Origin of the sequence: Antarctobacter sediminis (genome assembly GCF_019218285.1) — a bacterium.
GTDB classification, from domain to species: Bacteria; Pseudomonadota; Alphaproteobacteria; order Rhodobacterales; family Rhodobacteraceae; genus Antarctobacter; species Antarctobacter sediminis.
This window is the reverse complement of record NZ_JAHUZG010000002.1, coordinates 871,948-881,611: the sequence shown is the minus strand read 5'-3', so window position 1 is coordinate 881,611 and position 9,664 is coordinate 871,948. Positions and strand designations below refer to the sequence as shown.

Sequence of the window (9,664 nt, the reverse complement as noted above, 5' to 3'; positions counted from 1 at the left end):
TTGCCAGCGGCGCATGTTTCACAACTATGTGGCGTATTTTGCCTAGTCCAGCAAGCCGTCGGGAGGGTCGGCCACGATGCGCCCGGCGGTCAGGTCGACGGTCGGCACGGCGGCCATGGTGAAGGGCATCAGAACGGTACGGGACTGGCCGGGAAGCTGAAGCTCCAGCAGGTCGGTGGCGCCGTGGTTGTGCACGGCCTTGACCTTGCCCAGTGGCGCGCCGCCGGTGTCAAAGACGGCAAGGCCAATCAGGTCGGCGTGATAGTATTCATCGTCGGGAAGGTTTGGCAGGCGATCGCGCGGCGCAAACAGGCGGACGCCTTTCAGCGCATCGGCCTCTTCCTTGGTGGCCACGCCTGACAGGCGGGCGGCAAAGCCGTTCTTGATCTCTCGCGTGATCTCGATGTCGAAATGGCGCTTTTGATCTTCGGTCGACAGAGGCGCGTAATCCACGACGGCCAGCGGATCCGAGGTAAAGCTTTTCAGCCGGACCTCACCGTGAACGCCAAAGGCGCCCGCAATCGCACCGACACAGATCATTTCAGTCATCGCGACACCCCGAAACACAGGCCCCCTCGGGCCTCGCCCCCTTTTTCGACGCAGCGATCATGCCACGTCATCTCGGAATAGAGAAACCCCGCAAGAAAGGCGATGAGCAAAAGGAACAGGCTGCGAAACAGGCGGAACATGGAAATCCGGGAAAGAGGACGGCAGGCATGGCCCGCCGCCCCCGTAACGATGCTTATTCAGCGTCGGCAGCGGCTTCGGCGGCTGCTGCTGCTTTTTCAGCTTTCTCTTCGGCGCGCTCCTGGGCTTTCTTGCCCGGGGTGCCTTTCTTGGGGTTCGAGCGCTCTTTCTTCTCGATCACCTCGGCGGCTTCGAGGAAGCGCGACACGCGGTCGGTGACCTGTGCGCCCTGACCCAGCCAGTACTGGATGCGCTCGATGTCCATCTTGACGCGGTCTTCGCTGTCCTTGGGCAGGAGCGGGTTGTAGGTGCCCAGCTTTTCGATAAAGCGGCCGTCGCGCGGCATGCGGCTGTCGGCTGCCACGATGCGGTAGAAGGGACGCTTTTTCGAGCCGCCACGGGCGAGACGAATCTTGACTGCCATTTGTTTTCTCCTTTGTCGAATGGCTTGACTGACGGATCGTTCCGTCAGGATTGGTGCTGTTTATGGTGCTGGATGACTTCCTGAATGACGAAGTTCAGGAATTTCTTGGCAAACTCCGGGTCCAGATCGGCCTGGAGTGCCAGATCCTGCAACCGCGCGATCTGTTTTTCCTCTCGCGCGGGGTCGGATGGGGGAAGCTCGTGCTGCGCCTTGAGGACTCCCACGGCCTGAGTGTGCTTGAACCGCTCGGCCAGCGTGAACACAAGGATCGCGTCCAGCCGGTCGATGCTGTTGCGGTGTTCTTTCAGCAGCTCTGCGGCGCGGGTGACATCATCGGTCATGCGTCGGTCCTTTGCGGTCGGTTGGCGGGTATCAGTCAACGGCCCAGCCTTTCGGTTTGAAAAGCGGATCCTGGTAGTGGGCGATTTCCATGGCGACCCCGTGGCCGACCTGACCTTGCAGGTCGGCAAGGCTTGGGTGGCGATAGACGGCGTCGCTGCCATCAATGGAGGGCGCGTCATGGTCCTTGGTACAGCCCAGCCGCTCGGCCAGTCGGATCGCTTCGAGGTTCTTGGGGTCGATGTAGCTCACCGCCCGGTCCCAGCCGCGATCCTCGTACAGGTGGCGGCGCACGCGGTCGGTCGCTTCCAGTGCATAGCCTTTGCCCGCCTTGTCCGGCCAGATGATCCATGCGATTTCCCGCTCCGGCCATTTGGCCGGGAACCAGGCGCCCGCCATGCCGACGGTTTCATCGCTGTCACGCAGGTGGACCATCCACATGCCAAAACCGCGGATTTCCCAGTGACCGATTTCAGCCGCGTACAGCATCCATGTTTCATAGGCATTCAGCGGTCCGCCCATAAAGCGCGAGCGATACGAGGCGAAAGTGGCCTTGAAGTCCGGATAATCGCCTGGCTCGGGGCCGCGCAGGATCAGCCGCTTGGTTTCAAGCACGGGAATGTCGCGATGTCCCATCAGGCGGCCTCTTTGACATGGCGAAAAACAAGGGTGTCGTCGGTCAGCTTTGCCTCTGCCTCGGCGTCGCGACGGGCGCCCAGCCGTGTCATGAGCGAGATGCAGCGCGTGTTGTCCGGATCGACGAATGAGGCGACGCTGTCCCAGCCAAGGGTTTCGAAGGCATGGGCGCGCACGGCCTCCAACGCCTCTGCGGCATAACCCTCGCCCTCGGCCTCGGACGTCAGGAAGATGCCCAGTTCGGGTTCGGGATCGCTGTATTCATACCCCAGCAGGGCAAAGCCTGCCGAAGGGGTCGTGCTTGCGTCGATGGTCCAAAGGCCAAAGCCGTGCAGCAACCAGCAAGCGCAGTAATTGGTGAAATCGCCCCAAGCGGCCTCGCGGCTGAACGGGCCCCCCATATGGACGGCGCGTTGGGAACAGAAGATCCCGGCGTAGGCATCGAAATCATAGATCCGCGGCCCGCGCAGTTGCAGGCGGCGCGTGTCCAGCACGGGCAGCCGTCCGCCCAGACGGGCGGCGGCGCGGGCGGCGGGACCCGGCGTATGGCGTTCGCAGGGCGCGGTCATGTGTCCACCTTCTGGTGACGCCAGACCTGCGCGGGGTGCCCCAACAGGGATTTTTCGCTTTCCAGATGCGCGCCAAGCCGTTCGGCCACACGGCGGGAGGGCGTGTTGTCCGGGTGAATATAGGAAATCAACGGCCCAAGGCCCAGTTCCCGCGCCGCCCAGTCGCGGGCGCAGGCGGCCGCCTCGGTGGCATAGCCCTTGCCTTCGTGGCCGTCGAAAATGTGCCAGCCCAGTTCCGGTTCGTCCCACATCACGTGGTTGATCAGGCCCACGCGGCCGACCTTTTCTCCGTCGTGCAGAACGGTGAAGAACCCGTAGCCGCGCATACACCAATGGCCGATCCCGGACAGGAACCCGCGCCACTGGTCAAAGCTGTCGCCGACCGGGCCACCGACAAAGCGGGACCGGGCGGAGGCCATGAAGGCGGCGACCGCGGCAAAATCCTCTTCCTGCGGGGTGCGCAGGGTCAGGCGATTGGTGGTCAGGGTGATGGTGGGGATCATCTCAGCGCCTCCGGTCCCGGGTGGCGCCAGAGTTCGTCTTCACCCATGTTTTCATTGTGATAGGTGCGTTCGTAGGTCGCCCCCAGCCGCGAGGCAAGCGCGGCGGACCGCGCATTGCCCGGCACGATGTTCGAGGTCAACGTGGTAAAGCCCAGATCCTCATAGGCCCAGCGGCGCGCACGTTCCGCAGCCTCGCGGGCAATGCCGCGTCCCTCGTAGCCATCAAAGACGACCCAGCCGACCTCGGGTTCGGGCCAGCCTTCGGGGTTCCAGATGCCGCAGATTCCGGCGGGCTTGCCTTCGCCTTTTACTTCGATGGTGAAGTACCCGTAGCCGTGGATGTGCCAGTGACCGATGTTGAGCGCGTACCAGCGCCAGGCATCTCCTCGGTTGTCATAGGCTCCGAAACCGGCGGCGCGGTCCTGATCCATCAGGAAGGCGATCAGCGGTTCGGCGTCCTGCGGTTCGGGGCCGCGCAGGATCAGGCGTTCGGTTTCCAGGCGGGGGGCGTTGGTCAGGCTCATGCGTAGGCCTCCGGGCTGCCGTCCGCGTCGGGGCTGTGGCGGTAGACGAGCGTATCTTCGGCGGTGTCGCCCTGAGGCAGCGCCGCCGCCGGGTCCTGCACCGCGCCCAGGCGTTCGGCCAATGCGCGGGACCGCGTATTGGCGGGGTCGATGTAGCTGACCAGCGTGTCGATCGACAGGTTTTCCCATGCCCAGTGCAGGGCCGCTGTCACCGCTTCGGCGGCATAGCCTTTGCCTTCGTGCCCGTCGAAGAGAATCCAGCCAATTTCCAGCTCCGGGTAGGCCGGTGGCTGGATGATCGCAACCTGCCCGACAAAGCCGCCACCCTTGAGATCAACCGCCCAGCCGCCATAGCCGCAAAGGTCCCAGGTTCCGACTTCGGAGGTGAAACCGTACCAGAAATGACCGCGGTCCCGCGGCCCGCTGATATAGGCGGCGCGGTCGCTCTGGTAGAATTCCCAGAACGGTTCCATGTCGGCGAGGACATGGGGGCGCAGCGTCAGGCGCGGGGTATGCAGCGTGGGGGCGGGCATGGTGTGTCAGATCAGGCGGTGTCTCTTGCGGGGCGGTTGGATGCCTCCGGCGGGAGGTATTTGGACCAAGAAGAAACAGCCGGTCGGGTTTTCCTTTTGCGTTACTTCTTTTTGCCGAAGCCGGAGAGGCCGGGGGGCAGCGCCGCGCCGCCAAGGCCGGGCAGGCCGCCTTTGGCCCCCATCTGCTTGGCCGCGGCTTCGAGCGCCTTGGGGTCCATGCCCTGCGCCATTTCCGGGGGCAGGCCGCCCTTGCCGCCAAACATGCCGCGCATGGCCTGTTTCAGCATGCCGCCTTTGCCCATCTTGCCCATTTTTTTCATCATGTCGGACATCTGGCGCTGCATCTTGAGCAGCTTGTTGAGGTCCGCGACCTCCATCCCGGCACCAGCGGCGATGCGTTTCTTGCGGCTTGCCTGAAGGATCTGCGGGTTGGCGCGCTCCTTCTTGGTCATCGAGTTGATCAGGGCGATCTGCTGTTTCAGAACCTTGTCGTCCATGCCCGCCTCGGCGGCTTGTTTGGACAGTTTGCCCATGCCGGGCATCATGGACATCATGCCTTCCATGCCGCCCATCTTGATCATCTGTTCCAGCTGCATCTTGAGGTCGTTCATGTTGAACTGACCCTTCTGGAAGCGCTTCATCATGCGTTCGGCCTGTTCGGCCTCGAGCGTCTGTTGCGCCTTCTCAACCAGGGCCACGATGTCGCCCATGCCAAGGATGCGGCCCGCGATGCGGTCCGGCTCGAAGGTTTCGAGCGCGTCCATCTTTTCGCCAAGGCCGACGAACTTGATCGGCTTGCCTGTGACGGCGCGCATGGACAAGGCCGCGCCGCCGCGTCCGTCGCCGTCCATCCGGGTCAGCACGACGCCGGAAATGCCGATGCGATTGTCGAAGTTTTCAGCCGTGTGAACGGCGTCCTGTCCGGTCAGGCCGTCGACCACGAGGATGGTTTCGCGCGGGTTGGCGACGTCACGGACGGCTTCGACCTGCGCCATCAGTTCTTCGTCGATGGACAGGCGACCGGCGGTGTCCAGCATGTAGACGTCGTAGCCACCAAGGCCCGCCTGTGTTTTCGCACGCTTGGCGATGGCCACCGGGTCTTCGCCCTTGACGATGGGCAGCGTGTCGACGCCGATCTGCTGGCCAAGGATGGCCAGCTGTTCCATGGCGGCGGGGCGGTTGACGTCCAGCGAGGCCATCAGGACCTTTTTGCCGTCGCGCTCTTTCAGCCGTTTGGCCAGCTTGGCAGTGGTTGTCGTCTTGCCGCCGCCTTGCAGGCCGACCATGAGGATCGGCGCGGGCGGGTTGTCGATCTTGAGCTTGCCGGGGTCGCCGTCTTCGCCTGCCAGAACGCCGATCAGTTCGTCATGGACGATCTTGACGACCTGTTGGCCGGGGGTGACAGATTTCGTCACGGCGGCGCCGGTGGCTTTTTTCTCGACCGCCTTGATGAACTGGCGTGCCACGGGCAGCGACACGTCGGCCTCCAGCAGGGCGACGCGTACTTCGCGCAGGGCGGTGCGGACGTCATCCTCGGACAGGGCGCCTTGCTTGGTCAGCCGGTCGAAAACGCCGCCAAGGCGTTCGGAGAGATTTTCGAACATGGGGCGCCTGGCCTCCTTTTCTCTTCTTCCTCTGGTCTGCTCCCAAAGGTAAGGGCGCGGGACCGGCATCACAATCGGCGGGCCAATGCACGAGAGCCCCCGTGGGCGCAACGCGCTGACGGAGGGCGATCCCGGGCATAGCCCAAGGGACCGGAAGACTCAGACGGCTTCCGGAGATGGTTGGCTGTTAGGGGAAGGGGGCGCCTGAGTCAAGCGGCGCGGGTGTTACGCGCCGATTGCTGCGTCGTCTGGACAAGTTGCCTTGTCAACGTGGTTTATGTCATGGGGGAGTGACGTTCACGAGTATTCATCAGCGCCCGGTGACGCCATGCCAGCCAGCTATCGCATCTATCCGCATCTCAACATCGTTCTTGTCCTGTTCCGCGGCGATATCACCGTGGACCAGAACGTTGAAACCCTGACCCGTTACAGGGAGGACCCGCTGTTCGATGGCGGGCAGCATATCCTTCTGGATGTGATGGATTGCCGGTTTCCCGAGAACTTTTTTGCCGAGATGGGGCGCATTGCCCAACGGCTGACGGCCTACCACGAGGCGCGAGACCCGCGGGCGCGGACCTCGATCTTTGCTCCGGGCAAGGTGAACTTCGGGATCTGCAAGCTATACAGAGATACCGTCCGGGCACGGATGCCCTATCCGCTAGACGTGTTCCGGGACCCGGAATCGGCGCTGGTCTACGCAGAGCTTGATCCGCGTGACCCAGAGGTGCGAAGCCTTTTGGGCAGCGTGGGGATCGGGTCTGTTTCGGGGTAGTCCGGGCCTGTCGGGATCAGTCGGGGTCGTCCACGCCCAGCCAGCCGTTGATGGCGCGCGCCATGCGCCCCTTGGGCCATCCGCCGGAACTGTAGCCGCCGGTCAGGGAATAGTTGCCCGCGTGTTCGCCCTCGTCCACTTGCAGCACCAGCATGTATTGCCGCTTGCCCGAGCTTCGGCGTTTAAGAACGCGGGCGCGGGTGACGGATGTCAACGGCAGGTCTATCAGGGTGCTGCCCAGCAGGCTGGAAACCGTGATCTGCGCAGAGTTCTCGGTCTTGTCCAGTCGCAACCGCGTGCGCCGAGACAGGATCCACACGGCCAGTCCGGTCAGGCCCAGTCCGACGGCGACGAAGATGCCACCTTGCGGTTCGCCTTCGCCAAGGGCGGCAATGCCGATGGCCGAAAAAGCCAGGCCAAGCACCAGCAGGATCACCCCGGTCAGATAGGATCGGATGCTGGCCTCGAACGTTGTGTCGGTATTGTGAATGACGCCCATGCGGTCAGGCTATGCGCCGGGCGCACGGGCGTCAAATGCCGGGACTTCTGGAGGGCACCCCGGCCCGGGGGGAAGCCGAGGTTCAGGCGGCCAGATGCGCCAGGTCTTCTTCCGCGCGGGCTTTCGAGGCTTCGGCGTCGACCATCTGGCGGTCCGAACGGACCATCTGTACGTCGGTGATGCCGATAAAGCTCATCACGTGGCGCAGCCACGGGGTGGCAAAGTCGATCGGACCGTCAACTTCGGTGCCGCCCGAGGCGATGGTAAAGATCGCGCGCTTGCCTTCCAGCAGGCCGACGGGGCCGTTTTCGGTGTAGTTGAAGGTGATGCCGGCGCGGGCGATCATGTCGACCCATGCCTTGAGGCTGGAGGGTACGCCAAAGTTGTAGATCGGCAGTGCGATCACCAGCGTATCGGCGGCTTTGACTTCCTCGATCAGCGCGTCGGACAGGGCCAGCTTGGCGGATTGGGCCGCGGTGCGCTGGTCTGCCGGGGTAAAGTTCGCGCCCAGCCAGTCGCCGTCGATCTGGGGCACGGTGTCCACGAGGTCGCGGCTGATGAGTTTTTCGGGCGCGAGGCGTTCGATCACCTTGTCGGCCAGTTCACGGCTTACCGAACCTTCGGTGCGGGCGGATGCGTCGATGCGCAGAACAGTGTTGGTCATTTTCGGGGTCCTTGTCAGGATGCGTTGTCTGTGGCCCATAAATTGCCCCTTGCGCTGGCGAACACAATTGCGCAAAAATCACAGGGTCTGTGAGGAAATGCACATATTCGGAGTTGGCAATGGACAATTGGGACGAGGTGCGCACCGCCTATCAGGTGGCGCGTCTGGGCACGGTCAGCGGCGCGGCCGAGGTTCTGGGCGTCCACCATGCTACGGTGATCCGCCATATCGACGCTCTGGAGGGGCGGCTGGGGGTCAAGCTGTTCCAGCGTCACGCGCGCGGCTATACCGCGACCGAGGCCGGGTCCGACCTGATGCGCGTGGCGCAGACCACCGCCGACCAGCTGCAACAGCTGGAAGGCCGCATTCGCGGGCGTGGCAACGAAGTGGCGGGCGAGTTGCTGGTGACGTCGCTGGTGTCGCTGGCACCGATCCTTGTCACCGCGCTCAGCAGTTTCCGGGCGCAGTACCCGGATGTGGTTGTCCGGTTCCTGACCGATGACCGGGTCTTTCGCCTTGAATATGGCGAAGCGCATGTGGCCCTGCGCGCCGGGCCCGCGCCGCAAGAGCCGGACAACGTGGTGCAGCCCTTTGCCCGGCAGGATATCGGGCTTTACGCACATCGCGACTATATCGAGGCCAACGGCATGCCCGAGGATGAGGCGGCGCTCAAGGAGCATTGGTTTGTCGCCCATGACGATCCCGACAGTCGCGCGCCATTCCAGCGCTGGCTGACTTCTCATGTGCCTTTTGACCGGGTGGTGTTCCGCAGCACGGACACGCGGGTCTTGGAGGCTGCCGTGATCGAGGGCGCCGGGATCGGCTTCATGGGCACGCGAGAGGCGGCGCTGCATCCAGAACTGGTGCAGGTCATGGCACCAAGGGACGAATGGACCTCGCCCCTGTGGCTGGTCACGCATGTGGACCTGCATCGCACCGCCAAGGTTCAGGCCTTCCTCAGCCACCTCAAGTCGCTCTGTTCCGAAGGGTCCGTGCGATGAGCGAGGCCGGGCGCGGCCATCTTGCCATGCTGGGCTTTGCCATGCTGGTCTCGGGGTCGTTTTCGCTGGGTGCGCTTGCGGCGCCTCATATCGAACCGGACGTGCTGAACGCGGTGCGGTTCCTGCTGGCGGCGGCGGTGCTCTGGGGCTGGGCGCTGGCCACGGGCAAGGTGACGCGCGCGGTCTTTGCCGCGCCTTGGCGCTATTTTGTGCTGGCCGGGCTTTTCGCGATCTATTTCGTCACGATGTTCGAGGGATTAAAGACGGCGGCGCCAGTCAGCATGGCGGCGGTTTTTACGCTGAACCCGGCGCTGACGGCGGTCTTTGGCTATGTCGTTGTGCGACAGGTAACAACGCCGCGCATGGCGTTGGCCATCGCGGTCGGCATGGTTGGTGCGCTGTGGGTGATCTTTGACGCGGATCTTGCGGCGCTGATGCGCTTCGAGGTCGGGCAGGGCGAGGCGGTCTATTTCTGGGGCTGCGTGGCCCATGCGCTTTATGCGCCGATGCTGCGCAAGCTGAGCCGGGGGGAATCCGGCATCGCCTTCAACGCGGGCATTCTCAGCGCCGGAGCGATCATCCTGTGCGTCTGGGCGGGTCCGGACCTGGTGGCGATGGACTGGGCGGCCCTGCCGGCGATCGTCTGGTGGACCATCCTTTATGTGGCGCTGGCGGCGACGGGCGTGACCTTCGTGATCCTGCGCTATGCGACGCTGCGGCTGCCAGCGGCCAAGGTCATGGCCTACACTTATATCGTGCCGTCCTGCGTGATCCTGTGGGAACTGGCGCTGGGCCGCGGCGTGCCGACGGCGCTGGTGCTGCCGGGGGTGGCGCTGACGGCGCTGTCTTTGCTGTTGCTGTTGAAGGACGAGGAAAAAGCGCCCGTACCCGTCGGCACGAAGGGCTAAA

15 protein-coding genes are annotated in these 9,664 nt (G+C 63.9%); 3 read left to right on the top strand and 12 right to left on the bottom strand.

Annotation, left to right across the window (positions count from 1 at the left end; all coding sequences use genetic code 11):
* Positions 1-42 precede the first annotated feature (42 nt).
* From rimM to ffh, 10 genes are all read right to left on the bottom strand, one after another.
* The gene (gene rimM / locus KJP30_RS12215; RefSeq protein WP_218449555.1) at positions 43-549 is read right to left on the bottom strand and encodes a ribosome maturation factor RimM; all 507 of its coding nucleotides are present in this window, start codon (positions 547-549) and stop codon (positions 43-45) included.
* Entirely contained in the window at positions 546-689 is a 144-nt protein-coding gene (locus tag KJP30_RS12210) for a hypothetical protein (protein ID WP_218449554.1), read from the bottom strand. Before KJP30_RS12210 ends, rimM begins: the two co-directional genes overlap by 4 nt.
* Positions 690-742: 53 nt before the next feature.
* Entirely contained in the window at positions 743-1,111 is a 369-nt protein-coding gene (gene rpsP / locus KJP30_RS12205; RefSeq protein ID WP_218449553.1) for a 30S ribosomal protein S16, read from the bottom strand.
* 44 nt (positions 1,112-1,155) lie between these two features.
* Positions 1,156-1,452, bottom strand: a complete 297-nt coding sequence (locus KJP30_RS12200) for a chorismate mutase (RefSeq protein ID WP_218449552.1) — start codon at positions 1,450-1,452, stop codon at positions 1,156-1,158.
* Between the two features lie 31 nt (positions 1,453-1,483).
* Complete coding sequence (locus tag KJP30_RS12195; RefSeq protein WP_218449551.1) at positions 1,484-2,086, bottom strand: GNAT family N-acetyltransferase; 603 nt, start codon at positions 2,084-2,086, stop codon at positions 1,484-1,486.
* Positions 2,086-2,655: a GNAT family N-acetyltransferase gene (locus tag KJP30_RS12190; RefSeq protein WP_218449550.1), complete on the bottom strand. Its 570-nt coding sequence runs from the start codon at positions 2,653-2,655 to the stop codon at positions 2,086-2,088. The genes KJP30_RS12195 and KJP30_RS12190 overlap by 1 nt, the downstream gene beginning before the upstream one ends.
* Positions 2,652-3,158: a GNAT family N-acetyltransferase gene (locus KJP30_RS12185; RefSeq protein WP_218449549.1), complete on the bottom strand. Its 507-nt coding sequence runs from the start codon at positions 3,156-3,158 to the stop codon at positions 2,652-2,654. Before KJP30_RS12185 ends, KJP30_RS12190 begins: the two co-directional genes overlap by 4 nt.
* Entirely contained in the window at positions 3,155-3,682 is a 528-nt protein-coding gene (locus tag KJP30_RS12180) for a GNAT family N-acetyltransferase (protein WP_218449548.1), read from the bottom strand. Before KJP30_RS12180 ends, KJP30_RS12185 begins: the two co-directional genes overlap by 4 nt.
* Positions 3,679-4,215 (bottom strand): GNAT family N-acetyltransferase, encoded by a 537-nt coding sequence (locus KJP30_RS12175; RefSeq protein WP_218449547.1) that lies wholly within the window; start codon positions 4,213-4,215, stop codon positions 3,679-3,681. The genes KJP30_RS12180 and KJP30_RS12175 overlap by 4 nt, the downstream gene beginning before the upstream one ends.
* 101 nt (positions 4,216-4,316) lie before the next feature.
* Entirely contained in the window at positions 4,317-5,819 is a 1,503-nt protein-coding gene (gene ffh, locus KJP30_RS12170) for a signal recognition particle protein (RefSeq protein WP_218449546.1), read from the bottom strand.
* 328 nt (positions 5,820-6,147) lie between these two features.
* On the opposite strand from ffh, the gene KJP30_RS12165 reads away from it, so the two are divergent.
* Positions 6,148-6,591 carry a hypothetical protein gene (locus KJP30_RS12165; protein ID WP_218449545.1) on the top strand — a complete coding sequence of 148 codons (444 nt, stop codon included), beginning with the start codon at positions 6,148-6,150 and terminating at the stop codon, positions 6,589-6,591.
* A 16-nt stretch (positions 6,592-6,607) separates the two neighbouring features.
* Here KJP30_RS12165 and KJP30_RS12160 read toward each other — a convergent pair whose 3' ends face one another.
* Positions 6,608-7,090, bottom strand: coding sequence for a hypothetical protein (locus KJP30_RS12160; protein WP_218449544.1), 483 nt, complete (start codon positions 7,088-7,090; stop codon positions 6,608-6,610).
* Between the two features lie 82 nt (positions 7,091-7,172).
* Complete coding sequence (locus tag KJP30_RS12155) at positions 7,173-7,754, bottom strand: FMN-dependent NADH-azoreductase (RefSeq protein ID WP_218449543.1); 582 nt, start codon at positions 7,752-7,754, stop codon at positions 7,173-7,175.
* A 119-nt stretch (positions 7,755-7,873) separates the two neighbouring features.
* On the opposite strand from KJP30_RS12155, the gene KJP30_RS12150 reads away from it, so the two are divergent.
* Together KJP30_RS12150 and KJP30_RS12145 are read left to right on the top strand one after the other, a co-directional pair.
* Positions 7,874-8,755: a LysR family transcriptional regulator gene (locus tag KJP30_RS12150; RefSeq protein ID WP_218449542.1), complete on the top strand. Its 882-nt coding sequence runs from the start codon at positions 7,874-7,876 to the stop codon at positions 8,753-8,755.
* Entirely contained in the window at positions 8,752-9,663 is a 912-nt protein-coding gene (locus KJP30_RS12145) for a DMT family transporter (protein ID WP_246594478.1), read from the top strand. Before KJP30_RS12150 ends, KJP30_RS12145 begins: the two co-directional genes overlap by 4 nt.
* The last annotated feature ends 1 nt before the right edge of the window (position 9,664 follow it).

Excerpts from the sequence above, each read along its gene's own strand:
- rimM (WP_218449555.1), bottom strand. The coding sequence starts at position 549 with ATGACTGAAATGATCTGTGTCGGTGCGATTGCGGGCGCCTTTGGCGTT.
- KJP30_RS12210 (WP_218449554.1), bottom strand. The coding sequence starts at position 689 with ATGTTCCGCCTGTTTCGCAGCCTGTTCCTTTTGCTCATCGCCTTTCTT.
- rpsP (WP_218449553.1), bottom strand. The coding sequence starts at position 1,111 with ATGGCAGTCAAGATTCGTCTCGCCCGTGGCGGCTCGAAAAAGCGTCCC.
- KJP30_RS12200 (WP_218449552.1), bottom strand. The coding sequence starts at position 1,452 with ATGACCGATGATGTCACCCGCGCCGCAGAGCTGCTGAAAGAACACCGC.
- KJP30_RS12195 (WP_218449551.1), bottom strand. The coding sequence starts at position 2,086 with ATGGGACATCGCGACATTCCCGTGCTTGAAACCAAGCGGCTGATCCTG.
- KJP30_RS12190 (WP_218449550.1), bottom strand. The coding sequence starts at position 2,655 with ATGACCGCGCCCTGCGAACGCCATACGCCGGGTCCCGCCGCCCGCGCC.
- KJP30_RS12185 (WP_218449549.1), bottom strand. The coding sequence starts at position 3,158 with ATGATCCCCACCATCACCCTGACCACCAATCGCCTGACCCTGCGCACC.
- KJP30_RS12180 (WP_218449548.1), bottom strand. The coding sequence starts at position 3,682 with ATGAGCCTGACCAACGCCCCCCGCCTGGAAACCGAACGCCTGATCCTG.
- KJP30_RS12175 (WP_218449547.1), bottom strand. The coding sequence starts at position 4,215 with ATGCCCGCCCCCACGCTGCATACCCCGCGCCTGACGCTGCGCCCCCAT.
- ffh (WP_218449546.1), bottom strand. The coding sequence starts at position 5,819 with ATGTTCGAAAATCTCTCCGAACGCCTTGGCGGCGTTTTCGACCGGCTG.
- KJP30_RS12165 (WP_218449545.1), top strand. The coding sequence starts at position 6,148 with ATGCCAGCCAGCTATCGCATCTATCCGCATCTCAACATCGTTCTTGTC.
- KJP30_RS12160 (WP_218449544.1), bottom strand. The coding sequence starts at position 7,090 with ATGGGCGTCATTCACAATACCGACACAACGTTCGAGGCCAGCATCCGA.
- KJP30_RS12155 (WP_218449543.1), bottom strand. The coding sequence starts at position 7,754 with ATGACCAACACTGTTCTGCGCATCGACGCATCCGCCCGCACCGAAGGT.
- KJP30_RS12150 (WP_218449542.1), top strand. The coding sequence starts at position 7,874 with ATGGACAATTGGGACGAGGTGCGCACCGCCTATCAGGTGGCGCGTCTG.
- KJP30_RS12145 (WP_246594478.1), top strand. The coding sequence starts at position 8,752 with ATGAGCGAGGCCGGGCGCGGCCATCTTGCCATGCTGGGCTTTGCCATG.